The organism is Bradyrhizobium sp. USDA 4501, assembly GCF_054062115.1.
The window spans coordinates 2,007,177-2,034,096 of sequence record NZ_JBSSEX010000001.1 but is presented as its reverse complement, the minus strand read 5'-3'; the positions used below and the strand labels follow the sequence as shown (position 1 = coordinate 2,034,096).

General features: G+C 58.0%; 21 protein-coding genes and 1 pseudogene. 18 read left to right on the top strand and 4 right to left on the bottom strand.

Annotated features, from left to right (window positions below):
• Nucleotides 1-456: 456 nt before the first annotated feature.
• From ACVWZM_RS09180 to ACVWZM_RS09160, 5 genes are read left to right on the top strand one after another with little or no spacing between them, the layout of a single operon-like run.
• Entirely contained in the window at nucleotides 457-3,123 is a 2,667-nt protein-coding gene (locus ACVWZM_RS09180) for a hypothetical protein (protein ID WP_456852774.1), read from the top strand.
• Nucleotides 3,096-3,653 carry a hypothetical protein gene (locus tag ACVWZM_RS09175; protein WP_456852772.1) on the top strand — a complete coding sequence of 186 codons (558 nt, stop codon included), beginning with the start codon at nucleotides 3,096-3,098 and terminating at the stop codon, nucleotides 3,651-3,653. The genes ACVWZM_RS09180 and ACVWZM_RS09175 overlap by 28 nt, the downstream gene beginning before the upstream one ends.
• Before the next feature lie 52 nt (nucleotides 3,654-3,705).
• A complete protein-coding gene (locus ACVWZM_RS09170) occupies nucleotides 3,706-4,623 on the top strand; it encodes a hypothetical protein (RefSeq protein WP_456852770.1) in 918 nt (305 codons plus the stop codon).
• A gap of 5 nt (nucleotides 4,624-4,628) precedes the next feature.
• Nucleotides 4,629-5,129 (top strand): hypothetical protein, encoded by a 501-nt coding sequence (locus tag ACVWZM_RS09165; protein ID WP_456852768.1) that lies wholly within the window; start codon nucleotides 4,629-4,631, stop codon nucleotides 5,127-5,129.
• Nucleotides 5,130-5,183: 54 nt separating this feature from the next.
• Nucleotides 5,184-7,445: a di-heme-cytochrome C peroxidase gene (locus ACVWZM_RS09160; RefSeq protein WP_456856658.1), complete on the top strand. Its 2,262-nt coding sequence runs from the start codon at nucleotides 5,184-5,186 to the stop codon at nucleotides 7,443-7,445.
• A gap of 845 nt (nucleotides 7,446-8,290) precedes the next feature.
• Here ACVWZM_RS09160 and ACVWZM_RS09155 read toward each other — a convergent pair.
• Nucleotides 8,291-8,587, bottom strand: coding sequence for a hypothetical protein (locus ACVWZM_RS09155; protein ID WP_456852766.1), 297 nt, complete (start codon nucleotides 8,585-8,587; stop codon nucleotides 8,291-8,293).
• 1,494 nt (nucleotides 8,588-10,081) lie between these two features.
• Here ACVWZM_RS09155 and ACVWZM_RS09150 point away from each other — a divergent pair.
• The 10 genes and pseudogenes from ACVWZM_RS09150 (at nucleotide 10,082) to ACVWZM_RS09105 (ending at nucleotide 18,941) form a co-directional block, all read left to right on the top strand.
• Nucleotides 10,082-10,300 carry a hypothetical protein gene (locus ACVWZM_RS09150; protein ID WP_456852764.1) on the top strand — a complete coding sequence of 73 codons (219 nt, stop codon included), beginning with the start codon at nucleotides 10,082-10,084 and terminating at the stop codon, nucleotides 10,298-10,300.
• Between the two features lie 162 nt (nucleotides 10,301-10,462).
• On the top strand, nucleotides 10,463-11,350 hold the full coding sequence (locus ACVWZM_RS09145; protein WP_456852762.1) for a TauD/TfdA dioxygenase family protein: 888 nt from the start codon (nucleotides 10,463-10,465) through the stop codon (nucleotides 11,348-11,350).
• A 686-nt stretch (nucleotides 11,351-12,036) separates the two neighbouring features.
• Nucleotides 12,037-13,131: a KamA family radical SAM protein gene (locus ACVWZM_RS09140; RefSeq protein WP_456852760.1), complete on the top strand. Its 1,095-nt coding sequence runs from the start codon at nucleotides 12,037-12,039 to the stop codon at nucleotides 13,129-13,131.
• 218 nt (nucleotides 13,132-13,349) lie between these two features.
• Nucleotides 13,350-13,553 (top strand): annotated as a pseudogene (locus ACVWZM_RS09135) (hypothetical protein); the annotation flags it as partial.
• A gap of 41 nt (nucleotides 13,554-13,594) precedes the next feature.
• Nucleotides 13,595-13,822, top strand: coding sequence for a hypothetical protein (locus tag ACVWZM_RS09130; RefSeq protein ID WP_456852758.1), 228 nt, complete (start codon nucleotides 13,595-13,597; stop codon nucleotides 13,820-13,822).
• Nucleotides 13,819-13,974 carry an IS66 family insertion sequence element accessory protein TnpB gene (gene tnpB / locus ACVWZM_RS09125; protein ID WP_456852756.1) on the top strand — a complete coding sequence of 52 codons (156 nt, stop codon included), beginning with the start codon at nucleotides 13,819-13,821 and terminating at the stop codon, nucleotides 13,972-13,974. Before ACVWZM_RS09130 ends, tnpB begins: the two co-directional genes overlap by 4 nt.
• A 103-nt stretch (nucleotides 13,975-14,077) precedes the next feature.
• Nucleotides 14,078-15,316 carry a tyrosine-type recombinase/integrase gene (locus ACVWZM_RS09120; RefSeq protein ID WP_456852753.1) on the top strand — a complete coding sequence of 413 codons (1,239 nt, stop codon included), beginning with the start codon at nucleotides 14,078-14,080 and terminating at the stop codon, nucleotides 15,314-15,316.
• Nucleotides 15,313-16,239 carry a tyrosine-type recombinase/integrase gene (locus tag ACVWZM_RS09115; RefSeq protein WP_456852751.1) on the top strand — a complete coding sequence of 309 codons (927 nt, stop codon included), beginning with the start codon at nucleotides 15,313-15,315 and terminating at the stop codon, nucleotides 16,237-16,239. The genes ACVWZM_RS09120 and ACVWZM_RS09115 overlap by 4 nt, the downstream gene beginning before the upstream one ends.
• An 822-nt stretch (nucleotides 16,240-17,061) precedes the next feature.
• Nucleotides 17,062-18,552: a porin gene (locus ACVWZM_RS09110; RefSeq protein ID WP_456852749.1), complete on the top strand. Its 1,491-nt coding sequence runs from the start codon at nucleotides 17,062-17,064 to the stop codon at nucleotides 18,550-18,552.
• 209 nt (nucleotides 18,553-18,761) lie between these two features.
• Nucleotides 18,762-18,941: a hypothetical protein gene (locus ACVWZM_RS09105; RefSeq protein ID WP_456852747.1), complete on the top strand. Its 180-nt coding sequence runs from the start codon at nucleotides 18,762-18,764 to the stop codon at nucleotides 18,939-18,941.
• Between the two features lie 218 nt (nucleotides 18,942-19,159).
• Here the strand turns inward: ACVWZM_RS09105 and ACVWZM_RS09100 are convergent, their stop codons facing one another.
• The 3 genes from ACVWZM_RS09100 to ACVWZM_RS09090 form a co-directional block, all read right to left on the bottom strand.
• Nucleotides 19,160-20,068, bottom strand: a complete 909-nt coding sequence (locus tag ACVWZM_RS09100; protein ID WP_456852745.1) for a LysR family transcriptional regulator — start codon at nucleotides 20,066-20,068, stop codon at nucleotides 19,160-19,162.
• Nucleotides 20,069-20,447: 379 nt separating this feature from the next.
• On the bottom strand, nucleotides 20,448-21,320 hold the full coding sequence (locus ACVWZM_RS09095) for an isocitrate lyase/phosphoenolpyruvate mutase family protein (protein WP_456852743.1): 873 nt from the start codon (nucleotides 21,318-21,320) through the stop codon (nucleotides 20,448-20,450).
• Between the two features lie 11 nt (nucleotides 21,321-21,331).
• A complete protein-coding gene (locus ACVWZM_RS09090) occupies nucleotides 21,332-22,531 on the bottom strand; it encodes a pyridoxal phosphate-dependent aminotransferase (protein WP_456852741.1) in 1,200 nt (399 codons plus the stop codon).
• A gap of 1,389 nt (nucleotides 22,532-23,920) precedes the next feature.
• Between ACVWZM_RS09090 and ACVWZM_RS09085 the strand changes: the two genes are divergently transcribed.
• The 3 genes from ACVWZM_RS09085 to ACVWZM_RS09075 are packed head-to-tail and all read left to right on the top strand — an operon-like array spanning nucleotide 23,921 to nucleotide 26,761.
• Nucleotides 23,921-25,066 carry an aminotransferase-like domain-containing protein gene (locus ACVWZM_RS09085; RefSeq protein ID WP_456852739.1) on the top strand — a complete coding sequence of 382 codons (1,146 nt, stop codon included), beginning with the start codon at nucleotides 23,921-23,923 and terminating at the stop codon, nucleotides 25,064-25,066.
• Nucleotides 25,066-26,550 (top strand): alkaline phosphatase family protein, encoded by a 1,485-nt coding sequence (locus ACVWZM_RS09080; RefSeq protein ID WP_456852737.1) that lies wholly within the window; start codon nucleotides 25,066-25,068, stop codon nucleotides 26,548-26,550. Before ACVWZM_RS09085 ends, ACVWZM_RS09080 begins: the two co-directional genes overlap by 1 nt.
• On the top strand, nucleotides 26,504-26,761 hold the full coding sequence (locus ACVWZM_RS09075) for a transposase (RefSeq protein ID WP_082653755.1): 258 nt from the start codon (nucleotides 26,504-26,506) through the stop codon (nucleotides 26,759-26,761). The genes ACVWZM_RS09080 and ACVWZM_RS09075 overlap by 47 nt, the downstream gene beginning before the upstream one ends.
• Nucleotides 26,762-26,920 lie beyond the last annotated feature (159 nt).

The following is a 26,920-nucleotide window of genomic DNA, read 5'->3' as shown; positions in this document are numbered from 1 at the left end:
GGGCGTGAGGTCACGAGGCTTCAACAAAGTAGCCAATTGCCTCATGCGGTCCACGTGTCCGTAAGCCACATCCGGCGAGATGAGCTGCGGTCGATGAGGACCGATCACGAGATCGAGGGTGCGGGCATGCAGCTTTATTGCGCTCAAGGCAAATGAGCGAAGAAAAAGTGCGCAAGCTGCCGGATCGAAAGTGCAAAACACCGGCGTTACGGTTTTGACTCTCGGCAATCGAAAATCTCTTGACCGTTCAACAGAATATTCGATAAATCGCGCTACTACTGTAGGTTAAGTCCTAAATTTTAGCGCGGTACTCGATAGGTGTTGCTCGTCAATTTGATGGCAAGCCGCTCGCGAACTGCGGTGCAATGCTTCGAAGGGGCTGGTTACGAGTTCCTAAAATCTAAGGCTATTTCATTCGCTGCGGCTAAGTCCGGTTGACGGTAGGAAATTGACGCGATGACTGTGCGCGAGCAGCTGTTTACATTGTTGCGCAACCTCCGGTGGATTGTTGTTCTCTCGGTGGTGATTTCAATTTTGCTGTACCTGCCAGACCAGATTCAGGAGCTCTACCGGATAGCCGCTGACGACATCGGGTGGATTACGCTCAAGGAATTCGTCGCCCTTGGAGTGATTGCGCTAACGATTTGGGCGGCGGCTTTTCAGCTTACCGCCGCAACTCTGCCTCACATCCCCACGGCTACAGGCCGCTTGGCCTTCTATATAAAAGCTGCTCCCGTTGTGCTCGGAGCGCTGCCGATCATCGCCGCGATGGCAGGTCAGTTCGCCTCACGGCCGGCTGAAAAGATCGGTGAGGTCGAGGAAGTCGGAAGTATCTTCCGCATTCAGGACCAGGCGCTCGCCTTCGAGCGGAACATGCTTATTATCTTCGCGTTTGCTATGTTAATTCTACTCGCCTCGTTTGTCGTCTTCGCTTGGCGGATGGGATCGAAAGGTCGTTCGACTGCGCTCGCGAGCCGGGCGAACATTGCCTATTTCACCCGCTACAGATTTCTCGCGCTCACGATCGGCGTCATCGCCCTGTTGACGACAGGGTTCGTTGTACTTCCGGATCGGCTTGCGCAACTCGTCGGATCGTTCGGCGTGATCGCGTTGTTTACGATGTGCGTGGTTGCTCTCACCACTCACTTTGCGCTACTGACCATCAGGTTCAGTTTCCCATTTATACCAGTTGTCTTTGGGGGCTTATTCCTGGTTGCCTCCTTGCTCGGAAGCGATGGCCACGGCCTGCGCAGTTCGCCGGAAGCAACCGGCCAAGTGCAAGCAAAGCGCATTGCTGCAGTTGAAGCGTTTCGTGAGTGGCTTCTGCAAAAGCCGCGGGTGGCGGAGGCCAAGAGGCTCGGAGAATATCCCGTATTCATTGTGGCTGCCCAAGGCGGCGGCATCTACGCAGCCCACAATGCGGCGCGCTTTCTTGCCAGAATGCAGGATCTCTGTCCGGCATTTCGGCAACATCTGTTTGCGATAAGTGGCGTTTCCGGGGGAAGCGTCGGTTCAGCAGTTTTCGCGGCTGCGCTTCATGCCGACAATGCGCCACTTGATGCGATCGCTTCCGACGCAAAGACGTGCCCGAAGATCGCAGACTTTCTGGCCGGCGTCGGCCGGGCCGACGATATTGATGCTTCTGGACCGGTAGAACAGCGAGTTGCAAGCGTCTTGGAGACCGATTTCCTCTCGCCGTTGATTGCCGGCTTTCTATTTACAGATTTCACCCAGTTGTTTTCTCCGGTCGCTATTCCGAGCTTTGATCGCGCGCGTTTTCTGGAATACACGCTGGAGAATGCTGCAGACAGAATGCTCAAGGCCCAAAAAGGCGCTGGCGATCAGTCCAACCTGCTAAGGGCCGACTTTCAGTCACATTGGACACCATCCAACAATATGCCGGCGCTGCTGTTGAATACGACAGATGCCGGTAGCGGCAAGCGCGTTGTTATCTCTCCCTTCGATATCGACCCGCTTCACGCGAAAGACAAAGACCTCTGTATTCTCTCGAGTCTTGATCGCGCGGGCACCGGGGTCGATCAAGCCGTCAAGAGCCACTCGCTGCGGATCCCGCTGAGCGCTGCGGCGTTTGCGAGCGCGCGGTTTCCATGGGTGACGCCGGCCGCGACAGTGCCCTTGAAGAATGATTGCGTGACCGCCAACTCGCAGGCGCGTCTGGTCGACGGCGGATATGTCGAGAATTCGGGAATAGAGACCGCGCTCGATTTGATCGAGCGACTCAACAGCATCAGGGGCACCTCTGACGCGCCAAAATTCCGGATCTATTTGTTGTCGCTGGTGAGCGGTGAGTTCGGAGATCATGGTTCCTTCATGTTCGGTGAGCTCATGGAGCCGGTGCGCGCGCTCTTGAGCACGCGTATCTCTCGAACCTATGTTGCGCTCAATCATGCCAACAATATCGATCGTGGGCGAACGAGCGATGCAACTTCCAGCGTGCAACGCTTTCCAACGTTCGGCCGCATCGACATAACAGGCTCGTTTTACAACCTTCCGCTTGGTTGGACGTTATCTCAGAAGACCGAGGATATCATCTCGCTAAGCAGCGGTCGCTTTTGGGATTGTGTGCCGAAGGACGACTTCGATCAATCCCGCAAAAAGCAAAGCAACGCAGACTGCTTACAGGTAAAGGTGTTTCATCTCTTGAATGGATCCGTCGCGTCCGCCTTTGAAACGCTCAAGGACGCCAAGCTTGCCCAGGCTGCTTACGCTGACGAGTTGGACAAAGAGTACCAGCCCGCTCAAAGATCAAACCGCAGCCGCTACTTGCCTGTTATGAGAGCAAGTGGCTGCAGGAGCGCGGTTATCAAAAATACCAGGATAAAATTGCTGCCTACGAGCATCGGCTGGCGCAATCGATCAAGGACCATTCGCCGGCTCCCACACCCGTGCCGCCATATCGAAATAGCTATATGGCGTATTTCCAGGCCGAGCAGGTCAAAGCCTTGCTGCAGGAATGGGACCGTATCGAGGAAACCGATCCACGGATCTTGGCCTATATCCTGGGCGCAATTTCCTACGACAGCGCCGATTTTACACGCAGCAGTGAAGACTTCTCTTACAGCGCGATCTCGCAAATGCCACGCAAGTGGCGCGATCGAATAGAAAAGAACAACGCTGACCTGACGGCCGCGAACAAACCGCCCCTCGGTATGGACGCATTGCTCAACCATCCCAAGGAATTGGCTAACTTTGTGCTTGGTTACGCGGCCAACCCGTTCGGAAACTTGCCTGATACGGATGAGGGTTGGCTGTATCGTCCACGAGGCATGTATCAATTAGTGGGACGCGAGCAATATCAGGAAGCGCAGAATCAAATGCAGCAAGTCGGAGATCTGGCTGGGCTTGATCTGCTTGCGCTTCCCGACGCACTGCGTGATGCGAAGATCTCAGCCAAGGTGGCTTTCGCTCACTTTCGATTCCATTCCTATCAAAACCGTACGCTATTCGAGCTGCTTAAGGATCGCTCGAAAGATTGGATCGCTGTACGCTCGTTGCAAACCGACATGGAGCATGGTCCGGCTGATACGGAGCGTGTCAATGCAAGAAGCCAGATGTTTCTCGGCTGCATAGATGAGGCGTTGCATCCCACTCAATTCAAGACATTGCAAAGCAAATTCTACGGCAGCGAGTGAACATCCTGATCTGAGGGTTGCATGCTGCGATTATGAGTGGCCGGAAGCGGTCATGTCTACATGGGACTTTCGATTCTTCAATCTGACATGGGAATTGCCGAAAATGGCAAAAATTGAAATCCGCCGGTCGAAGTTTGGTTGGCTGTTTACAAGTCTGTCCGCGGCGGGGCTGATATTCGCCATTGGTTTGGGAGCAGGAACAGGCCTGGCCCAGATGCTATCAAAGCCGCTTTCGGCCAACGACGTGTCCATTTTGTTTCCGCCACCCAAGACGCCAGCAGACCTTGCTGGTTTGATCGCGGTATCCGATCTCGCCGGTCCCACTGGAGCTCCGCGGCGGCTTCTGTCCGACGAGGATTTCGCGCGCTTTATCGGCAACGCTGAACATCCAGAACGTGAAGGCGTGCCGGACTCGGGCGCGCGCCGCATTCAGCTGCCCGACAGCGTGAAGAGGATCGATGCCTGGTTCGTTGCGGGCATCCGGATCGACCCGGGAGCCCCAGGATTATCTGCTGATGTCATCGCCCAGTTTGGCCGGCAGCCGCAAATCCGCCTGATCATTCAGCCGGTGACCAATGGACCCCAAGGGTTCAAGGTCCATGACACTGCCGGTCACCTCATCTTCAGTTTTAACCTGGAACCCGATGCACCTCTTGATGGTTGTGCGCCATTCCCGCGTTTCAAACCTGATGACGAAGCCTTCAAGGCGATCGTGCGGGACGTTGCGTCTTTGCGTGATCAACTTGCGTTGGGAAAGTTCGGCAATGTCAAAATCTCGACCGCGGGTGACATGAACGTGCACCCGGGGCTGGTCGGCACCTCGGCAAAGCCGTTTCGTGATGCGGTTAAGGCATTGCTGGAAAAGCATCTCTCGCCGCAGCGCCTCAACACCATGGCTGTCATGGGCATCTCACCGCCCGAACCCTGGGTTTTCGTCTCGATGTTAAGGGTGCCAAAGGCGCGGGGCTGATACCAGTGCCCGGCCCCACTCTCGATGGTCTTCATGCCGCGCAGATGTTCAGCATCGTCGGCGAAACGCACGTCGTCCCGCGGCCTGTCACGAACAACGAGAATCCAGTCACCTGTCGCCACGCGGCGCTGCAGAATCCTCCCTTGTTGCCGGCCGATCGCAAGGGTGTCTCCACGGCCGATTTTATCGATGCCAGCGTCCCCAATAGCCGCGTACTCGAAATCGTCAATGTCATCGCGGATACGAAGAAGAGCCATTTCTTCAATACGGACTGCGTGAGCTGTCATACCGAAACAGCGCAGCCACTCGCCAGAAAAGTGCAGAACTTCGCTGTGCCTGGCGTGAACCCAGCGGTTTTGCCGAAGGAAAACTGGAATGTTCGCAATTTCGGTTGGTTTCCGTCGTTCTTGCATGGTGGCCCGGCGGCCGCGACCATAACCCGGCGGGCCGCAACTGAGACGGCTGACGTGGTTGCCTTCATCAATAGCCAATTGCTGAACAAGTAGTCAGCGCCATTTCGGCTGGCGCGCTCGCGCGGCAGAAGGCGCTACTTGAAATATATGGAGGGTACTATGGGGGCGCGTTCGTTCCGCTCTTGGGTGGGTGGCTGGGTGAGGCGGTGGCCTCATGTCATCGCTCTGTTATTTGTGATCGTGTTCGTCGCGGTGGCGTCGGCCGGCATGGCGTATTTCGTGCCGGAGAAGCTCCGCGATGCGGCTCTCAAGATCAAGAACGACGCAAATCTGGTTGCCCAGTTGCTGCCTGCTACGCTGCCCGAGCCGTCGAAGATCGAAAGCGCGTATTGGCTGCCGCAGAATTGGACTTCGCGGCAGCGCTACTGGTTTCACCATACATCGCAGGGTACGGCGACCATTCCCGTCCCGTATCGATGGTTCCTGGCCCTGGAACGTCCCGAGTTGTCGATCCATTACACGAGCCTAACGGACGACGACTATCTGCGACGCCTTGGTTTCATCCCAAGTCCAAGCTCGAAGGACTTTGCCCGGAAGGCACCCGCCTACGGCTATCACGACGATGCGTCGAAGGACGGGAGCTCAACTTGGACAGCAGGCGCGCCGGACAATCCAGAGGGGTTGCCTGTTGGCTTTGCAATCCTGAAGGGGGGCATCGATCCGACGACGGGAGCCATCTATGAAGATCAGATCGGACTGACCTGCGCCGCCTGTCATACCGGTCATCTCGAGTACAAGAATGCCAGTATCCGCTACGATGGTGGACCGGCGATGGTCAATCTCGGCGAGGTTGAACGTGTCATCGGGCTGTCGATCGGCTACACGCTGATCTTGCCATGGCGATTCGAACGCTTCGCTAGCCGCCTTGAAAACATCGAAGGTCGAAGCATCGACCGCAAGAAACTTCGAACTGATCTGGAGCGCGCACTTCAAAAAATCATGGAACAAAAAGCCGCGAGCGATAGACTTTTGGACGGGCAGGGTGTCGCGAATCTCGATGAGGGTTTCGGTCGACTGGATGCCTTGAACCGGATCGGCAACCAGGTCTTCTACACCAATTTTCTGGATCCTGTGACCGGAAAACTCCCAGATCCGCTGCTCAAGAGCAACTTCGTGCGCAATGACGCTCCTGTGAGCTTTCCGCCAATCTGGGACACCCCGTACTTCCTTTGGGCGCAGTATGACGCCTCTGTTCTCAACGAGCTCGTTCGCAATTCCGGCGAGGCGCTCGGCGTCAGCGCGAAAATTAATATGAGGGCTTCGGCGCCCGGACGGCCGCTTTTTGCGTCATCCATCCATTTATCGGACATCGCGCGCTTCGAGGAGCTTTTGCGTGGCATCGATCCCTTTTTGTCGGTCGAGGCAAGCGATAGAAAGTTCAACGGGCTTGTCGCACCACGATGGAGGGACGCGCAGGAAAAATTCCGAGGCGACCCGGCCTGGGCCATTGACGAAAAACTCGTTGAGAAAGGTCGCGATCTTTATCGCTCGCATTGCTTTGAATGCCACCGAGGACCGGTCAATGATGGCGCATTCGACGCAAAGTGGCCGGAAGATTCCTTCTGGAAGGCGGAGAACCCGGACCGCTCTGCCAAAAACGAGAAGAATTGGGTGGAGATCGGGGGACGCCACTATTTCAATGTCGTTCAGCTGCCGGTGAATGTGATCGGCACTGATCCTCAACAATCCAATGTCCTGACGACGCGGCGCGTCCACTTACCTGAGTCGCTCGGTCTCAATCCAATCGACGATCTGAACAAGGCCTGGGGTTGCGGCCTTCCAGCTGATCGGGCGGCAAATCCGCTATTTGTGCTCGCGCTGATGGATGTCGTGGGCAAGACCATCGATCAATGGAACGTTGCGAACGATTCCTCCGAAAAGGCCAAGCAGCAGATGTGGGGGCCGAGGAAAAACTGTCAAAACCCGCGCGTATATATTGGTGCTCGGGCGAACCGTAACGGCAAGGACGACAATGTCCTCGCTCTTGAACCTCATTACCGGGCCCGCCCGTTGGACGGCGTCTGGGCAACGGCCCCGTATCTGCACAACGGATCCGTGCCGACGCTGAAGGACATGTTATTGCCTCAAGGCCAGCGGCCGAACTCATTCTGCGTCGGTGGCCGCAAGTTCGATCCTGTTAACGTCGGGCTTGTTACGAAGCTGCGAGCGAATGACGCCTGCGCCGCCGGCCTGACGGACTTTAACGTGTCGCTGCTTGGGAACAGCAATCGCGGGCATTCTTTTGAGGGCAAGGAAGCCGATATAACGAAGCTGCCGCCCGGGACCATCGGTCGGGAATTGACCGACGCCGAACGGCGGGCACTGCTGGAGTATTTGAAGACGCTGTAGGGAGTCTTTGGCCTGGAAACTAAGGCTGGTAATCAGGATGCAGAGCAGGCCCAAGTTTGGGAGGAATACTCTCGACGTAGACTTATGCATGTATTGAGGATCTCACTCGGTGTCCCGCAAGCGAACTGCTGAGCTTCATTCGGCGGATCAGATGACGGCATTGGCTCCAATTGGCTTGCCAGGAAAGTCCGGACCGGGCTTGGCTTGACCGTTCAATCAAGGAAGGCTGGACTGTGGCCACCGGGCTAGAGCCTTGATCGGCTAACGCGGCAAGTGCTTCAGTGGAACGCAGAATGCGCTGACATCTGAACTGGTCGCGCACGCCAAGCATTTACGCATGGAGAATGCTTTAGGGGCTCACGACGTAGAATAGCTCGACGATAACGTGCCGCGAGCGGACATCTTAAATCGCGAAGACCTGCTTGGTACCAGGAAGATCATGTTAGCCTGTCGAATAACTTCTCCTAATATGCCGGCAATCCTGCTAGAGACATCAGCGGGTGATGACACGCGGTGTTGTCCGCTGTATGATCGCGCAACCTTAAGTGAGATGGAAAGCCACCTCTTTCGTGGTTCACATCGCCGGTTGACAATGTTCGTGTCGTGAAAGTCGCGCTTGCAGTGTAGTCATTGCGCCGCTCCAGTGAAGGAGGCCGTGTATGTTCGACTCCGAAAAAACTGCCTGTCTCCGTCGAGTTCTGGATGAGGTTTGTAAAGGGCTGTCTCCTCACGAGACCGGCACTCGAACGCACGTCGCTTCCAAAATTCTGGAAGCCGCCGCTCGAGGCGAGACGTCCGTCGAAGTTCTCCGGCAAGTCGGACAGAACGCGTTGATCAGCGCCCCGTCAATGTGGGTTCAGCAAGGTTCTTCCCGGTATTCGGCCGAAAGTGGCGGTGCCGCCGAACCCGCCGGCTCCACCAAACAGGATTAAGCACGTCGATCCGGATCCATCGGCAACGTGCCTTGCGAAACTGGAAGCATTCAGCGAGCGCCCCGTTATGGACGTGGATCCGAAACAGCTGAGCTTGAGGCGAAATGGCGTGGCGTCGCCGTAAGGGGAGTCATAACGCTGCAACATGCCGGCCTCCTGAAACGGCACCGCGTGCATCGGCAATTGACCAGGCAAACTTGCGAAGAGCATGGACGGCTTGCGAGCAGATAGACGACCAACTCGAGTGCGAGTATGACTATTCTGGCCGATTGAGATAGCACGGATGCACGCCAGGAGACTCAAAAGCGACAAGATCTGGCCCGACGATGTTGTCTCAAAGGATCGGATCGATATCAATGCTGTCGCAAACTATCACATCGACCGAAATCGGAATCTTGGGACCAACTGCGCCAGCGCTCTGGTGGCTCGAAACCAAATCACGCGGATTTCTGGACACCTGGCGAAAAATGCTCCACCGTCGTCGCAGCCATCCACGAATGGGCGCCACTCAATTTTGTGAGAGATTTTACGAACGCTCTCGAACGAATCGTGTTTCGACGCCTGCTATTCTGCTTAGCGAGGTGGTTTCATTATGCTCCCCATGATAAGGGCTCATCGCCTGTCGCGGTTACGAGATTAGGGTCTGTGCGACGAAGAAGGTCGGGACAAGCACTGCGCGGTGCTTACAAGCGCCTTCGTCCGCACATGTAATAGTACTTGAGAGCTTGTCGTTCCGCTTTGTGAGGACCCTCGTCTGTTAGAGGACCCTATTGTGCATTACGCATCTTGCGCCATAGCTCTGCCGTGTAGGCCGCGTCGTTGCGCTGCGGGTGCATTCTTTCCTCATCTTCTCGGAAAACATGCATCTATTTCACATGTGTGACATGCTCACGCACGCTGCAGATGTAGATCGAGAGAACGCGACAGGCCAATCAAGAATAACGGGTCCTAGCTTGTGATCCTATCTGGCTTTCTTGAGCATCCGAACCTGCCAATAGGGGCGGGGAGGACAAAAAGGGCGCAGCCAATTCGCGGTTTGCAATCCTGAGATACTGACCAAGCGCTGCGTTGTTTTGGTCCCGCTCGATATAGTCGGAGAGCTCCGGCCGCACATTCGCTCCGCATGGCGCACGCGGCGACCTCATAGCGGCAAGTGAATCTGTGCGCTCGAGATCAAGTGACTACGTCTCGAATGCACGAATTGGACGACGCTGAGTCTCGTCAGGTGGAGGACCAGTTCCGTCCCGGCTTAGCCGTGATCCGAAGCGAATACCGCAGCGAGTCCGGTTTGAGGCTCCAGTCCTTTGTTATGGCACACCCAGCGGTAGTCCGCGGCTCCGTTCGGATAGAGCTACGGCGTAAGTCACGGCCGGTCCGCTCAAGTCTCGGTCGAGCAACGCAGATTGCAAATGGTGGGATTGAGCCCGTTGTTAAACCGCAATGGCAGTTGCACCGTTGCGAGTTTCGCGTCGCGCACCTTGGGCAGCGAGCTTGACCTGACAGGCTGGTGAAAGCGCGTGTTTTGAAGAATTCAAAAGCGGCGAACAAATGCTTGTATACCCGCACAGGCTGTCTTATAGCGATAGACAACGATAGGGTGTAGGTCGCTGCTGCCTGGCAAGTGCAGAGCCAAATAGTTGCGGTTCGTTCGGCGGCATGAGGATCGCTTGAGTGGGCGTATCACACCATCATCAAAGATCTTCCATGGCGACGTTTGGCGGCGAGCAAGCGTTGCTCAAGATCGGTAAAGAAAGCTGGTTTCGTTTCATGGACTGGACATGGATTGGCTCTATGATCTGCGGTGTTAAAGCCAGGTCGATGATCAATCGGAAAATCGATCCGATGGCGTTTATACTTAAACGTTCTTCCATCGAAACCGCACAGGATGCCTCCGCGCGCACAGGGAGTCAGACTATAAGATGATGGTGCATATCCGAAATCCTGCTTGGCTCGTTGGGCGGCGCGGATCAGGCAATTCGGATGCCAGCCATCAAGATGGCTCGTCGCGTTGCCCGACCGGCATCATCACCAATGGGGGCTTTGTTTTCGACATCCACAGAGAGAGGCGCCGTCATGAGTAGTACAATGATTGTTGATAACGTCATTCCGCGAGCAGACATCGTCAGGCATGCGGACCGGCTTGGCGCCGAAATCAAGAACATTGCGCTATCGGACGGTTTGTCGGACGAGGTCATCACCGCCATTAAGCGGCTTCTGCTCGAGCATAAGGTCATCTTCTTCCCTGATCAGGGGCATCTCGATGATGCCGAGCAACAGCGTTTTGCTCTCCGGCTCGGCTTGCTGATACCTCATCCTAAAATGGTGGACACAAGCGGAGACTTGACGATTCGGGAAACTCTCGCTGATCGTGCCTGCCGCCACCTCGACCGGATGAACGATCACGATGTTTTCAATGCCGGCCACCCGAAAATCTCGGTGCTGCGAGGTGCAGCGATCCCGCCTTTGGGCAGTGACATCGCCTGGTCGAGCACTGCGGCGGCTTATCTTGACCTTCCCGAGTCTCTGCGGATGCTTGCCGATAGCCTCTGGGCTGTGCGCTGCGCCGCATTCGACCACACTATGGCGGAAGGCGGCACGCAAACCGACAATAGGACGCTGGACGACGTATTCACCGGAACGATCTACGAAACGACATATCCGATCGTTCGTGTTCATCCCGAGACCGGCGAACGCATGCTCACGCTTGGTCGTTCCGTGCAGAACTTTGTCGGCCTGCAGCGCTATTCCAGCCAAAGATTGTTCGAACTGCTGCAATCCTACCTCACTGCGCCGGAGAACACTCTGCGCTGGAACTGGAAATCAGGCGACGTTGCAATCTGGGACAATCGCGCGACCGAGCGGTATCCCATCAATGAAATCGGCAGTCCTCATTGGGCCATGGACGGGCTTACGATTGACGTGGGCTTACCGCACCTAAGAAGGCTGAAATCACGGGCCGCTGAGGCTGCCTAGCAAAGGCGGTAGATCGAATTTCGTAAAGACCCTCGCAGTTCAAGGCCAAATGGGGCCATCTGGTGTCGGTCAGGAGCGAACATTTCAGGTTTGTTGCAATCCCGCCAGAATTGCGCGGCCGGCGCGGACGATCTGGTTGCTTAGATTGCCGAGAAGGCGCGAGCAGCTCCGCCATTCTCGTGTGAGAGAACGCGGCACAGTGCGAGCCGACTGTTCCGAGGCTATCTGTGCTGGGCAGTGAAAAGATGGAGCGGTCGAGCCCGGCGGCGGCGCGAGGTGCTTCCCAAAAGCGCCCTGGCACACTGAAGAACTTCATGCATGTGAGGCCCGCAAGAACAGTGCTCTGATCATCGACGAGCGCGTTTCAAAACGTGCCTTTCGCAATTAGGGGTGGCGTTCACGCCGCTTCACCTGGCGGCGATCGTTTGTACGCGCGGCAAAACTTGCGCGCGCTTGTCGCATACCTTCGGCGTGCTGTGCGGTCAACTAATGGCAACGATTTAGGTCCGCCACCGCGCCGCGATCCTCGGCGCGCCGCTATCTGGCGCCTAGAAGAGTGCCTCTCTCAACTCTCGAGTCTGGTAGTCCTCACCACAGGTAGGTATCGATCCACTATTGTTGCTGTAGTGTAGACGAGCAGATCGGACCGCATCAAATGCGCTGATCAGGACAGACGAGGTGTCGCAATGGAAACCATAGCTGATCCGCTGGATTGCAAAGGACGCGTACTGAATTTCATCGAAGAAACGCGCGTAGTGAGCGAGAGCGAACTGCAAATCTACAACATCACGCCTTATCATGTCACAAAGTTTTATCGCGAGCAGATTGCCAGGGACAGGTACTACGATCAGCTGAAGCGCATTGTAGAGCCCTCACTGGAGGAGTTTGAGAGCCCAGGCACCTTAGATACGAGCGGCGAACACGACAACACGGTCGTTCCGGGATTGCAGCACAAGTACCCGCAGACCGGCCTGTTGCTGGTGACGGAACGCTGCGGTTCGTATTGCCGTTATTGTTTTCGCAAGCGTATCGTTGGCAAGGCTTCCGATGAAATCGCACCGGACTTCGATCAGGTCGCGCAGTATATTGCGCGCCATCCTGAGATGACCAACCTGCTACTATCGGGAGGCGACCCGTTCGTGCTTAGTACGGCCAAGCTGAACAGGATCCTCGACCACCTGCTGCCTATCAATCATTTGAGTTCGATCAGATTTGGTACAAAAATGCTGGCCTATGAACCAAGGCGGTTTGAAGATTCTGCTCTGCCGGCACTGTTCGAGCGGATTCACAAGGCAGGCAAAACTCCAATAATCGTCACGCATTTCGATCACGTGGGTGAGATCTCGTCCGACGCGGAGCACAAAGTTCGCTCGTTGCGAGCACAAGGCGTGCAGTTCCTCAACCAAGCCGTACTTCTCGCGAAAGTCAACGATGATCCCAAGATCCTCGCGGAAACATTCGCCAAATGCCACGTCATCGGAGTGCGCCCTTACTACCTCTTTCAAGCGAGGCCGGTGAAGGGCGCATCCCATTTTCAGGTGCCGCTCCGACGGGGAATAGAGATTGCGCGCAGCGTCAACCAGCGCCTTAGTGGCATCGAGAAGACGTTCAAATACATCATGTCTCATTACACAGGAAAGATCGAAATACTGGATTTGGAAGACGATGGCCGCGTGTACATGCGATACCACCAAAACAAAGTTCCCGAGAAGATCGGACGGATCTTTTCGCGGCCTTACGTCGAGGCTGCCTGCTGGTTGGACGATTTGCCAGAACACTGATATCTAACACCGTGCAATGCCGATTACGAACTCAAGCGAGTGCGTCGCGCCGGCGACGGTCATCGGAGTCGGCGATGCCACCGGGTGAACCTCGGTCGCGCAGTGCAGGGCGAGCCACCTCACTACTGGAAGAGTCTCGACATGTGGCCTTGATTGTGAGCGTCATCCAGGGACCACGTGCTGAGGGCTGATCTGCTGGGTTAGGAAGATCTCGTGGAATGGTTGGTCACGAGGTCACTATGTCAAAGGATAGGCGTAAGTATGGCGATAAGGATAGGCATACGCCTATCCTCGAAGACCGCGCCGACACGCTGCAGCGTGTCGAGATCATCACCGGGACGGGCAGGCGCCGGCGCTGGTCGACCGATGCGAAGGGGGCGATTGTCGCGGAAAGTTTTGCGTCGTGTGCAAGCGTGTCCGCGGTGGCGCGGCGACATGACATCAGCCCAAGCCTGTTGTTTCTGTGGCGTCGTCAAACGACGCGGGCGAGGTCGCGGAGCGCGGGGCCGAAGACGTGCCACCTGGCTTCGTGCCGGTCGCGATCACCGGCTGCGGGGGCAAATTGCCGTCGTGCGAGGAGCAGGCGGCAATCGAGATCGAGGTCGGCGCGGTTCGCATCCGCGTCAGGGGGGCGGTCGACCGGCGGGCGCTGTGCGAGGTGCTGGCGGCAGTCGGGACGGTTGGCCGATGATCGGGCTGCGACCCGGGGTGCCGATCTGGATCGCGACGCGACCGGTCGATTTCCGTCGCGGCATGGACTCGCTTGCGATGCTGGTGAGCGAGGCGTTTGGAGCCGATCCGTTCTTATGTGTCGGACGAGATTATGTGGTGGAGGCGCCCTAACGCCAGCCCGGGCCGGCCACGGCTGGATTCCTCCGCCACATAATATTTTGTGCCCCTCGTGCGGACGCGGGATCCCCCTGCGCCGTAACGCCGGAGGGGCACAATGCTCGAGTTCTATTTTTCGTACCGCGGGGTGCTTAAACGCCTTCGTGACGGGGCGCTCGGCGCCGAGATGGATCGCATCGCGGGGCACTTTTTCTCGCTCGGTTACAAGCAAGCATCCGCTAAGCTTTATCTGAGCCGGATCGCGCGGTTCGGCCGTTTTGCTGCAGCACATTGCGGTTCACGGCCGATCGGCGAAGCTATCGTCGATAGCTATCTATGCACATTCACCACGGACTCACCACGGATTGCGGCAGTGTCTGCGATCCAACACGCGCGACGGGTGGCGCCCGAACGATTCATTGCTTCGACGCCCATTGTAGTCGATGATCCGGACGCTCCGCTTTTGCGCTCCTTTTCTCACTATCTGAGCAGGGTACGAGGCCTTGAGCCAAGGTCCCGCGATGGCGTTCTCTTGGGCGCACGGCGCTTTCTGGATTGGCTCCACCATCGCCATCCTGGCCAAGACCTCGAGGCGTTGACGGCAGAGCATGTCCTTGCCGCTGTCGAGTATCGGCTGTCGCTCTCGGCGACCTCCGGCACTCGCACGGCGGCGATCTCTCACATCCGAACGTTTCTCCGCTTTCTGCATTGGGGTGGCCACCACGAGCAGGATCTGGCTCCCGTCGTTCCAAGAACGCCATATTGGCGACTGGCCCATTTACCGCCCCGGCTTTCGTGGGATGATGTTCGCCGCGCCATCGATGCGATCGGCAAGGCGACGCCGATCGACCTTCGCGATCGAGCTGTCCTGTTGTTGCTCGCCACCACAGGCATTCGCAACGGCGAGCTACGCGCTCTTCAGCTCCGGGATATCGACTGGCGAGCTGGCGAGGTTTTTGTCCGGCGCACCAAGGGCAAACGTGACCGAGTGGCCCCGCTCATCGAGGAGACCGGCGCCGCGCTCGCCGACTACATCCTGCGGGCTCGACCGAAGGTCGATAGTCAGCATCTGTTCCTGTCCTTCACGCCGCCCGTGGGACCATTCAAGTACGCGTCGTCTGTTTCAAGGATCGTGCGGAAGCGATTGCAGCATGGTGGGATCGAGCTCGGTCGCGCCGGAGGCGCACATCTCCTGCGCCACAGTCTAGCCACCCAGCTCGTCGGGCGACGAAGGCCGATCAACGAGGTCGCCGATCTTCTAGGGCACCGAAGCATCAACACAACGGCGCTGTACGTGAAGGTCGCGGCCTCGCAGCTCGCTGAGGTCGCGCTCCCCTTTCCGGGAGGCGCCGCATGACCGCCTTCGCCGCATTCCTCGACGACAAGGTCGAGCGCTACATCGAGCTGCGCCGCTCCCTCGGCTACGCCTTCAACAAGCAAGCCGGCACGCTGCGGGCTTTCGTTCGCTACGTCGAGCGATCTCAGCTGGGTGCGCCCGCCACCCGGACGATGGCGCTGGACTTCGTCCTGTCGTTCGGTGGCGCCGCCGACAGCCGCGCGGTCCGTCACGGCGTGCTCCGCCGATTCTACGAGTACCTGGTCCTCTACGCCCCCCAGACCGAGGTCTTGGAGCGCAAAGCTTTCCCGCGGTCCAGGGCGATTCCGCCGCCGCGCATCCTAAGTGAGGCTGAGCTGACGTCGCTTATCGACGCATGCAGCTTCATTTCGCCAGGGAACCCACTCAGGGGCCGCACGATGGCGACGCTAATCGGATTGTTGGCCAGCACGGGATTACGATCGGGCGAAGTGGTCAGCCTTGATCGCGGCGACGTCGATCTGACCAACGGGGTCGTCCTCGTCCGTAAGACTAAGTTCCGTAAAGACCGCCTGGTTCCTGTTCACCCAACGACCCAGGCAGCCCTTCGTCGATACGCCCGTGAGCGCGACACCGTGTTTCCCAGACCCAAAGGCGAGGCCTTCTTCCTCAGCTCGCGAGGCTGCCGTCTGTCGGCGACCGGCCTGCAAAGCAACTTCGCTAAGGCCCGCAAGCTCGCGGGTCTTGATAATGGCAAGCCTCTGCGACCGCACGATCTCCGGCACCGGTTCGCGGTGACCAGGCTCGGGCTGTGGCACCAACAGCGCGCAGACGTCCAAGCGCTGCTGCCCTTACTCGCCACCTACCTCGGCCACGCCAACTATAGCGACACAGCCTACTACCTCACCGGCTCGTCGGATCTCCTCGCCAACCCAGGTATTACAACAAGTGTGGTCCTGATATAGATGCGCAGAGCTTGCGCCGGCGGCTGGATTGTCGCGCATCTTGATTGGGCAATGGCGACGTCGCGTCGCTTGAGAAGTCCCAGAGCTTCCGAACAAATGCATCTCTAATTCAGGGCCATCCATCGCATTAATTGATGCCTGTCACCTGACCATCGCGCCCCCGCGATAGTGCGTCGGCGACACGACCGCGGTCATGGAGACAGAGGCATGGCAATTCCAACTGGCTACGCTGGCATACATTCCTGCGGTTTTGCGCAGGCCAATTCGATGGCCGGCATTGTTAGTCCACATCGACTTTGCGAGCACGCTGATGGAGCGTCGTGCGGGCTTGCTTATGCAGAGGCCGCACGGTCTGTTCATGTGTGCGCGCACCTCGTTTTGTAGCTGTGTATGTCGGCACCCTATTGAGACTTGAAGGCAAGCGTTTCGTACCGCTCAGAGGATCTTCTGCGCGCAGCGAGCTGCGGGCGTTGCCCGGTCACGGCGAGCACGGGCGGCCCGATGTATAGCGCGCCCGCTTCACGTTAGCTTGGCGCGCCGCGCGCTCCAGGGGCGAACACCGACATCGACGATCTGTATTTTCCTACGCGAAAAACATAGGGGTCTATGTTTGCGTACTTTGAGTGGAGAACTTCGGTGCAGAAGGACGTCTTCGGACTAAGAACAACCCGGTATTCAATATTATCCTTCCGGTCGTTGGATGGCCGTGGCGAGAGGCATGGGGGCCTGTTGATCAGAGCCGAGAGCAAGCCACGCTCGCTCGTGATTGAGGCGAGCGCTGAGGAGCCCCCACTCCAGTCGAACACGATTGCGAGGAAGCTTGTGCTGGCTTCAGCGGCAGGCCTGATCGCGTTGGGCGGAGCACAGGCCGCTGATCTTCCCGTCAAAGCCAAACCGGTCGAGTACGTGAAGGTGTGCTCGGTGTATGGTGCCGGTTTCTATTACATCCCGGGCACCGACACCTGCATTAAGCTCGGTGGCTTCCTGCGCGCCGACGCAATGCTGGGCAGCAATAGCTTTGTCTTGAATCCCATTTCCGGCGCCGGTGCTGCGCACAACCGTCTAAGCAATGCCTACACTGCGCGTTCTCGAGCAGACCTCAGCATCGACACGCGCACGGCAAGCGAATATGGCGTGGTCCGCACCTTCTTTGAAGGGAACTTCACCTGGAAGACGGGCTCCAGCAGTATAGTTGCCACGGGTGCGACATCGTATTCGGGCGATGGTGTCGGACTCGGGACTCTCAGCATCTGGTATGCCTTCATCCAGTTCGCGGGCTTCACGATGGGAAAGGCAGTCTCCCAGTTCAGCGCTCCCTGGACCAATTATCCGGCTAACAACTTCTTCGACGGCCTCCCGGGCGGCGGCGGCGATGCCTCGGGTGTCAACCAGTTTAGCTATACCTCTGATTTTGGTCAGGGCATCACGGCGACGATTTCTGCGCAGGATCCAACTGCCTATTACCAGACGAATATCTGGAACACGACCAATGCCACGGCCGCTGGTATCGTGACTGGTATCTACGGATCGCAGAGTTACGGTGGCACCGTGGCCCCTGACATCGTCGGCATGGTGCGGATCGATCAGGCGTGGGGTCTCTTCCAAGCATCGGCCGCTGCGCACGACAACCATGCCGCGTACTACGGCGGGAGCGAAGTCACAGGGCATGCCGACGACAAATGGGGCTGGGCAGGCCAGCTGGCGCTATCGATCAAGAATATCCCGACGGGGGTGGGCGACACGATCAATCTGCAGGGCGCCTACACCAACGGAGCGAGCACCTTCAGCATCCAGGAAAACATCCCGACCTCGTGGGCGATGTACGGCGGCACCGGACGCGCCGGTGCGTACCAGAGCCTTGGTTTCGCGGGCGTTTCCGACGTCATCTATTCCGGTGCGACGGCAGCAGCAGGCACGGCTTTTCAGCTGACCACGACGTATGGCTTCAATGGTGGCTACATTCATAATTGGGATCCCTACTGGAACACTGCGCTTTATGGCGGGTGGGCTGCTGTCCGCTACAGCGACGCGGCCAAGGCTCAGATTTGCGGCAGCGCTGGCATGGCTGCACTCGGGCTGACGGGCGTTTGCAACCCGGATTTCAATATCGCTGCGGTCGGCACGATCACACGCTGGACGCCAGTCAGAAATCTGACGTTCTCAGCCGACCTTTTCGCCACTTTTCTCGATCAGAAATATTCGGGCACTATTACGGCGCCGGCCGTTGCGGCGGTCGCTAAGCCGGCTGCAGTATATGAACTGAAAAACCAGAGCGCGGTGAGCATGCTGGTGCGCGTTCAGCGCAACTGGTGAGGTCCCTTCCAGAATGGCGGGAATATCTCCTGAGAACGGCTTGCTAGATGCAAGCCGGCCTCGACTCGGGTTAGCGGCGAGTTCTGTGCCGAATTCGCTGCTAGGGCCTCCGACTCGCGCGTTGGGGGTCTTTCCGCGCATGAGGTTGCCTGTCCAGGCAATCGTTCCATACGATTGCTTCCAGCGCGAAGGGCCTCCAGAATGCCTGATTGAAGCTGAAACTCATCAACGTCGCTCGCATTGGCTCGCATTACATGCACTCAAATCCAATGGCGATCACCTCTCACGCTCAATTTGCAAGTGGCTTCGACGCAATGAGCGGCGGCAACCCCTCGTCGGATTCAGCCGTTGAAGTCTACCCGCGTAGGATCGACGCGTTGCTCGCCTGAGACGTCGGTCGCTCTGCTTCACCCGCATTCGGGGCAGGACCCGGCAGCGAGGGGTGAGGACCATGGCCCTGTTGCACGCTTGGCACCTGATGGACACTGACAAGACCTGGCGCCGTATACCTGCAATTGCCGTGCTCGCGGTAAATCCGTCCATCCTTTTGGGGGCAGGCTCGCAACGATAGACGCCTCCGGAACTCAGTCATAGCTCAGCTGCGATATCAACCGGATTCCAGAATTGCGGCCTTCTTGCACAACCGGGCCAGCCACCGGCAAAAGGCACGGGCGATTTCTGGCTTGTCACTGCGGTCGACTGCATAGGCCCGATATTGCATGCCACTGGGAGTGCGCGATCCTGGGATCACTTGCAGAACACCTCCGCGAACAAGATCGCCGACAAGGATTTCAGGCGTTACCAGAAGGCATTTTCCCGTCATCACCGCCGGCAGGGCAAGATAGTTGTGATCATATCGCGCCCCCGGCTTGATGTCCTTGGTGGACAGGTTCATCGCTCGCAGCCATGTGGGGAGGATGTCAGGCCGCGACGTGATGTTCAGAATAGGCATTGAACGAACGATTGAGAGTGATCTTCCCGTGACGTGATTTGGAGAGCCGACGCAGACGAGTGTCTCATTATAGATTTCCCAATCGTCGGCCGGCTCGACGACGGAGAGATCGCGCGTGATTAAGATGTCGAAATCATCGGAGGATGTCGGCGGAGACAATGAACTGATCACATCCACGATGACGCCGCCCATCTCAGCGGAGAACGCCGAAAGATTGGGAATCAGGAAGGAGTGAGCGAAGGTGGAAAGTGAGGTGCGGACCACAATCCGGTTGCCGTCCGCATGGGTCCGGCGCCGCATTCTTTTTGCGGTGAAGCACACTGTATCAAGCGGCTCGGCGACGGTGTTGACAAATAGCCTTCCGAATTCCGTCAACTCACTCCGCCGGCCTCGCCGTTCCACGAGATCTGCACCGAGATAATCCTGTAATACCGCTAGATAGCGGCTGACCGAGCTCTGTGTTGTTCCCAATGTGCTGGCTGCACGTGTGACGCTTCCTTCGCGGGCAATGGCCACAAACACCCGGATGGCATTGAGGGGCACTTCATCGTGTTCGGCAGCCATCTTCTGCTCCGGTCGCTTCCTCAATGTCCGCTAGTTTGCCGCGGCAGGCCATTGCTAACGGAAGGCGAATGCTCGATCACATTATTCGATGTGTTTCGACGGATTACCGCATAATGACGATTTATCCGCGCAAACAACGCGTCTCGGTACGAATCGTGCAGTTTGACCGATGAGTTCGTTGATGGTCGGCGAGGTGTACAGATGGCACTCGCGATGAGGGCGGTGCGATCGCCGTTCTTAGTCGCCAGGATGCGATTATGTGGAGGACAAAGCCTCTTGCTCGAATTGCTCGCGCGAGCGGCAGGACGGGGCCTGAGTGGCGGTCCGGGCGCGCAGAATTGTCTTCGGATCTGGGCAGCTACGGGGCTAAACGTGGCGCTTAGCGAAGGAAGCGGCCTTCCGCCGCCTTGACCTCGTGCATCTTCTGGAGCCTGAAGATCTCGTCCACCGGCAGGATGTCCTTGTGGACGTTCTGGACCCCACCGTCTGCAATGATCCGGCGAAAGGCGTCCTGCATGGCAGTTGCGGCGGCGCGGATACCGTAATTGCCATAGATCGTCATGCGGATATTGCCCAGCGCCTTGACCCGTTCGGCGTCGAGATCGGGGTAGGCGTTCGGCACGATCACCAGCGGCACCGGTGCGGTCCAAGCACGCGAAAAGCTCTCGATCTCGGACGGATCCTTCCTTTTCGAGTGAATCAGGATCAGGTCGGCGCCTGCCTCCACGTAGGCTCCCGCACGACGCAGGGCTTCCGCTTCGCCGAGGCCTGCGATCAAGGCTTCGGTGCGGGCGATGACGAGAAAATCCGGGTTCCGTCTCGTCGTGACGGCAGCCTCGATCTTACCCTGGAATTCCTCAACGCGTAGCAGTTCCTGGCGCCCATCTGCAGCAAGGCTGGTGACCTTTGGAAAGGTCTTGTCCTCGATGACCACGGCGCTGGCGCCGGCACGTTCATATTCGCTGATGGCATGGATGACATTGATTGCGTTGCCATAGCCCGTATCGATATCGGCGATGATTGGCAGTGTCGTGCGTCCGGCGATCGCCCGCAGCATGTCGAGATGCTGCGTCATCGAGATCAGGCTCATGTCCGCCAAGCCATGAAGCGCCGACAGCTCGAAGCCGGAGGCCCATACGCCATCAAATCCGGCTTCTTCCGCAAGGATCGCTGAAAGCGGGCTATGGGCAGCCATGATGTGGAGCAGGCCGGCTTCGAATAAGCGGGCGCGGAGGCATTTTGCGGAGGGCATCAGCACGTCCTTCAGGACAGGGCCGCGCAGGCCACGATAATGCGGTCGCAGGCGCGGGTGAGGTCCTCGAGCGAGGAGGCATATGAAATGCGGATAAAGGGCGAGGCCAAAAAACCGCTGCCGGGCACAACGGCCACGGCGAACGCGTCGAGCAGATACATGGCGAAGTCGGTATCCGTCTCTATCACCTTGCCGCCCTGCGTGCGCTTGCCGAGAACGCCCGCGCAGGAGGGGAAGACGTAGAAGGCGCCGTCCGGCATCCGGCACGACAGGCCGTCGGCCTGGTTCAACTTGCCAACCATCAGGTCTCGGCGTTCCCGAAATGCGCGCGCGAATTCATCGATGTGATCCCGTCCGCCTGACAGGGCTTCGATAGCGGCGTATTGCGAAATCGAGCTGGTGTGCGATGACGTCTGGCCCTGGATGAGGTTCATGGCCTTGATCAGCGCGAGAGGGCCCGCGCCATAGCCGACACGCCAGCCGGTCATTGCGTCGGCCTTAGACACGCCATTGACGGTCAAGGTGCGCTCGTAGAGATCCGGCGCAACAGCCGCCATGGTCGCAAAATCGTTACCATAGGTGAGTTTCTCATAGATGTCGTCCGACAGCACATAGACATGCGCGTGCCGGCGCAGCACCTCCGCGAGCGCAAGCAGTTCATCTCGGTCATAGACCGCACCGGTCGGATTGCATGGCGAGTTGAGCATCAACCACTTGGTGCGCGGCGTGATCGCGGCCTCCAGCGCCTCCGGGCGCAGTTTGAATCCATGAACCTCATCGCACGCCACGAGAACTGGCTTGCCGCCGGCAAGCGCCACCATGTCGGGATAGGAGACCCAGCACGGCGTCGGGATCACCACCTCGTCGCCCGGATCGAGGCTGGCAAAGAGTGCGTTAAACACAACCTGCTTGGCGCCACAGCCGACCGTAATCTGGTCCAAACCATAGTCGAGCCTGTGGTCACGGGCGAAGCTCTCCCGGATCGCCTGACGTAACGGCCTTATCCCGGCGATCGCAGTATACTTGGTCCGCCCACCGCGGATGGCCCGGATACCGGCTTCGCAAACAGCGGCCGGCGTATCGAAATCCGGTTCGCCCTGACTGAGCGTGATCACATCGACGCCTTGATCGCGCAGTTCTGCGGCACGCGCTGTCATGGCTTTGGTTTCAGAGGGACGGACGGTGCGTAGGCGTTCTGCAACAAGGGTCAAGATGGAGGACCTGCGGACTTGAGTAGACAACGTCGTTTGCGGTTCCTACCCGTTCTCAATCGCGCGAACCAACCGGACAATCATGTTTTTGCATTAAACAAATCGAAAGTCGCGATGCTTGATTACTCCATCTGCTCGACATGTTGCTTGTGAACGATTGAGAGGCAGCGGAAGGTAGCGCGTAGTATGCGATGGCCCACCCAGACTATTTACATATCTGATCCAACACTCCAAGAATTAGAGCAGAGGCGGGCGCATGATCGGTGCGTCGAACCTCGAGTTGTCGTGGACATGCATGGTGAGCCGATACGATAATGGCAGCCAATCCCCGTCGAACGAGAACTTTTGATGATCGTGAACGAGCCGCAGATTGGCAAAGGTCGGGGCCGGGATACAACTGTTCAGCAGTCCGCGTCCATCTCCCCGAAAGAGCGCCTGCGCTGAACAACTTACGGGCGTCTGCGAGCCCAACAGTGAGCTGACGAGGGGCCTGGTGGAAGTAGCGTTATGCACTGTTTTCGAATGCGCCGTTGATCAGGTTCGTGCCGAGATAGAGCTCTGCGACACGAGCTGCGGTTTCACGAGGTGCGGGCTTGCCGGGTCATTGGTCGCACGTCGCGAGCCCTCTTCGTCGGTGATTTCCTTGCGCGAAGGCAACCATCGCATGAGCCGCGGCTCTTTTCGATACCTCTTCCTGGCGCATTGATCGCATATTTTGTTGGCTTAATCGAATAATTCGCTGACCGTCATCCAACTTTAGCAGTCCGGGTTTTGAAGCTCCTTGCCGTCGCAGCCGACGCAACGAAAGAGGCATCTCATTCTCGTTCGCCGCGAGTTTGTGTGACGATATGCGGGAAAAACCGGTTGGACTGCGAACTCGTTGACAGCACCTGCTCGAACACCCGGCTTGCGCAGCTCTTCAGCTGGCGCTCTCGGATCGTGATTTTCTGATGTCAGGCAGCATCGGGAGATCGACTGCGATCCTTATTTTGCTCGAGCCAGGGCCGGCTTACTTTTTCGGTGTTACACGTCCCAGCCGAAGCATTTATGTCTTTGGACGCCGTGAAAGTCTCAGCCCCGCGGCGGTCCGGCCACGCTTCGAGGTGCTGCTGGAGGGGTGGGGAAGCGCGAATGCGAGCGTTTCATTGAGGGTGTCGCACCGAACCGCGCAGTCTGAGGCTCTCTCTGACTCCCTCATGGGTTCCACGTCGGGCTATGGCTCGAGGATTGAGCATATCCGTGAATCGTTCATCGTGACTGAGCGAGACGGTAACGGACGATGCTGTTCGCCAGCGATCGCTCACGGCGCATACGCGGATGCATTGCACAGCGCGATCCCCTTGAACGTCATATCACGACAGATCCTATCACAAACGATGGAATGACCACATGTCCAGAGATGATCAGAGCCGAACGGTGCCTATTAGCCTTGAACGATCGACTCCGCCGGCTTGCCCCAACCTGAAAGAGATGGTTAGAGAGGGCCTGCGGGCACTCGGCGATTCAACCGAGATCCAGAATGGTGTAAGACAACATCGGTTTTCTGGAACAGAAGCCGACAAAGCCCATGCGGCGCGGTGGCTGGCCTCGCGCTTCGAAACGCCTGTGGATCCGGAACGGATCATCCTCACCAATGGTGCCCAAAGCGCAATGGTTCTTGCCCTCGCGTCTGTCGCCGCACCGGGCGATACGATCCTGACCGAAGCACTCACCTACTACGGTCTTCGCAAACATGCGCATCTCCAGGGGATCCGGACCGAAACGATCGCCATGGATGACGATGGCGCCGAGCCCGAGGCATTTGAGATAGCTTGCCGCAAGTTTGCGCCGAAGGCGCTCTTTCTGATGCCGACCGTCCATAACCCGACGACGATCGTTATGTCGCTTGAGCGGCGGCAGCAGATCGTTCAAATTGCAGGGCAATATGGCGTGAGCATCATCGAAGATGATGTCTATGGAGTGCTCCCGGAGCGCGTTCCAGCTCCCTTTGGGGCGCTGGCGCCAGAGATAACATGGCACATCACAAGTTTCGCCAAATGCATCGGCCCTGGTGTTCGACTTGGCTACCTCGTTGCGCCTTATGGGAAGGCGGCGCAGGCAACGCTAGACCGCTTCTATGGTATGTCGACCTGGTTTGCCGCCCCTTTCTCTGTCGAGCTGGTGAACTTCTGGCTCGACAATGGTTCGATGGAGAAGATCGTAGCCGGCGTCAGAGAAGAAGCGCTCGCCAGACAGAGCATTGCCACGCAATGGCTCACAGGCATCCCTTTTCGGACCCGGCCGGATGCGCTTTTTCTTTGGGTCGACCTTCGGGGGATCATTGAGCAGGACGAGCTGGTTGCGCAATGCGCTTTGAGAAATGTGACCATCCGGCCAGGTCGTATTTTTGCGACCGATCCGAATTTGTCCCTAAATCATGTCCGTCTTGTCATCGGCAGCCCCGAGAGCCGCGATGAGTTGGAGGCGGCGATGACCGTGGTGGGAGGTTTACTCCAAACTGCTCGTAATTCAGGATCTGTGGCGGGCGTTTGTTGATGCATCGCGATTACCGCTTCGTTATTGTGAGCTTTGATGGATTGCGCCCGGACCTAATTGGCCCGGAATTGACCCCTCATCTTTGGCGCATGAAGGCGGCCGGCGTAACGCTGGCGAAGCATCGCACCGTCTATCCGAGCGAAACCCGATCCGCTTTCCCCAGCCTTGTGACCGGGGCCACGACGGATCGGCATGGCATGGTCGGCAATAAATATCTCGATCGAGCCGTGACCCCGCCGCGCTACATCGACACGTCAGATGCAGTTTTACTGCGCCAGCTCGATATCGAGAGCGGCGGCCGGCTTTATTCGGCGCCCTCGCTCGGCGAGATCTTGGCGGCGAACGGGCGGAGCCTCGCCGTCCTTGCCACCAATACGCCGGGTACCACCCGGCTATTTCACCACAAGGCCGAGAATTTCGGCCACGTCCGTATGTCCGGTCATTTCCGCGAGGCCTGTACGCCTGACGACGTGCTCACCGAAATCGAAACTCGTATCGGTCCATTGCCTCCAGCTCCGCCCAAAATTGAGCCGGATCGGACCGGCCAAGACTGGATTACGTCCGCCTTTCTCGACGTTGTCTGGCCGAAATATCGTCCCGACGTCACGATCCTTTCTTGTGGCGAGCCGGACGTCACCTCGCACTTTCACGGCACAGGTGCCGAGGCGACGCGCTCCATCATTGCTCATTGCGACCGCCAGTTTGGTCGTGTGCTCGACTGGTGGGAGGCAGAGGGGCGGCGAGCTGGCGTTCAGATTTTGGCGATCTCGGACCACGGCCATATCACCGGCCATACGCAAGTCTCAGTTGCCGACAGCCTGCGCGCGGCAGGGTTCAACCCCGGCACTGCGCCGTCGCCCGATGTTGATGTGGTGGTGGTGCCGGGCCAGGTCGGCTCTCTCTATCTTGCCAACTCAGACCAGGAAAGCGTTGCACGGCTGGTCGCGGCCATGACATCGGAGCGATGGTGCGGGCCCGTGTTCACGCGTGCGAAGGACGACATCAACGGCATTGCTGCCGGGAGCCTGTCAAACCGCCTGGTTTTTGCGGAGCATTCCCGCGCGCCGGACGTCGCGTTCTGCTTCCGCTCCGACGATACCGTCGACCCGTTCGGTCTTGTCGGCGGCACCTTCTATGACAATGACCGCCGGGCGGGTCTCGGCCTTCATGGCGGGCTCCATCCGAAGGAGCTCGCAGCAGTGGGTCTCATCGCAGGATCAGTGTTTCCGAACACCGGATGCACCTCTTTCTTGGCATCAGGGATTTGCGATATCGCACCGACAATTCTCTATCTGCTCGGCATTGAACCACTGCATACGATGAGCGGACGGGTGCTCCATGAACTGCTGCGGCGGTCCAAGGCCGTCGATCTTCCCGTACGCGAGGAGAGCTTCGCGACGCATCTCGGAGGCTACACGCAGGTACTCCGGCGCGAGCATGTCGGTGCAGCCTGCTACATTGCCGGTGGCTGGGGTTCTTGCTGACGTGCGGAAACTTTGCGCTACGAACTCATTAACGAGGAGTGGCCGCCATCAAGCCAATGCTGCCGAACAGGCCACTCGTGTCTTCAATGGCATCATCTGGGTCTCGCGATCCGGGGTGCCGCGGCACGACCTGCCCGACACCTTTGGCCGGTATACGATCTGCTGCAATCGCTTTGTTCGCTCGCGACGAGCAGGTGTAAGCTATGAATAGAGCGCCTTGGCGGCACATGATCCACAAAGGCATGATGCGCCTCCTCGATCACGGGCTTGCATCACGGCTTGGCGGGCAGGCCAAACTCGGCTTCGCCAAGGAAAAGCTTGATCGGTATCCGCCTCAAAGCAGCTGTACTATGGTCATTTGGAGTCTTGG

What these genes read in the sequence shown, in the direction of transcription:
- ACVWZM_RS09145 (WP_456852762.1), top strand. Translation starts at nt 10,463, where the DNA reads ATGATTGTTGATAACGTCATTCCGCGAGCAGACATCGTCAGGCATGCG.
- ACVWZM_RS09120 (WP_456852753.1), top strand. Translation starts at nt 14,078, where the DNA reads ATGCTCGAGTTCTATTTTTCGTACCGCGGGGTGCTTAAACGCCTTCGT.
- ACVWZM_RS09150 (WP_456852764.1), top strand. Translation starts at nt 10,082, where the DNA reads ATGGCGACGTTTGGCGGCGAGCAAGCGTTGCTCAAGATCGGTAAAGAA.
- ACVWZM_RS09160 (WP_456856658.1), top strand. Translation starts at nt 5,184, where the DNA reads ATGGAGGGTACTATGGGGGCGCGTTCGTTCCGCTCTTGGGTGGGTGGC.
- ACVWZM_RS09095 (WP_456852743.1), bottom strand. Translation starts at nt 21,320, where the DNA reads ATGCCCTCCGCAAAATGCCTCCGCGCCCGCTTATTCGAAGCCGGCCTG.
- ACVWZM_RS09085 (WP_456852739.1), top strand. Translation starts at nt 23,921, where the DNA reads ATGTCCAGAGATGATCAGAGCCGAACGGTGCCTATTAGCCTTGAACGA.
- tnpB (WP_456852756.1), top strand. Translation starts at nt 13,819, where the DNA reads ATGATCGGGCTGCGACCCGGGGTGCCGATCTGGATCGCGACGCGACCG.
- ACVWZM_RS09115 (WP_456852751.1), top strand. Translation starts at nt 15,313, where the DNA reads ATGACCGCCTTCGCCGCATTCCTCGACGACAAGGTCGAGCGCTACATC.
- ACVWZM_RS09140 (WP_456852760.1), top strand. Translation starts at nt 12,037, where the DNA reads ATGGAAACCATAGCTGATCCGCTGGATTGCAAAGGACGCGTACTGAAT.
- ACVWZM_RS09100 (WP_456852745.1), bottom strand. Translation starts at nt 20,068, where the DNA reads ATGGCTGCCGAACACGATGAAGTGCCCCTCAATGCCATCCGGGTGTTT.
- ACVWZM_RS09180 (WP_456852774.1), top strand. Translation starts at nt 457, where the DNA reads ATGACTGTGCGCGAGCAGCTGTTTACATTGTTGCGCAACCTCCGGTGG.
- ACVWZM_RS09080 (WP_456852737.1), top strand. Translation starts at nt 25,066, where the DNA reads ATGCATCGCGATTACCGCTTCGTTATTGTGAGCTTTGATGGATTGCGC.
- ACVWZM_RS09170 (WP_456852770.1), top strand. Translation starts at nt 3,706, where the DNA reads ATGTCTACATGGGACTTTCGATTCTTCAATCTGACATGGGAATTGCCG.
- ACVWZM_RS09175 (WP_456852772.1), top strand. Translation starts at nt 3,096, where the DNA reads ATGCCACGCAAGTGGCGCGATCGAATAGAAAAGAACAACGCTGACCTG.
- ACVWZM_RS09155 (WP_456852766.1), bottom strand. Translation starts at nt 8,587, where the DNA reads ATGCTCTTCGCAAGTTTGCCTGGTCAATTGCCGATGCACGCGGTGCCG.
- ACVWZM_RS09075 (WP_082653755.1), top strand. Translation starts at nt 26,504, where the DNA reads ATGTCGGTGCAGCCTGCTACATTGCCGGTGGCTGGGGTTCTTGCTGAC.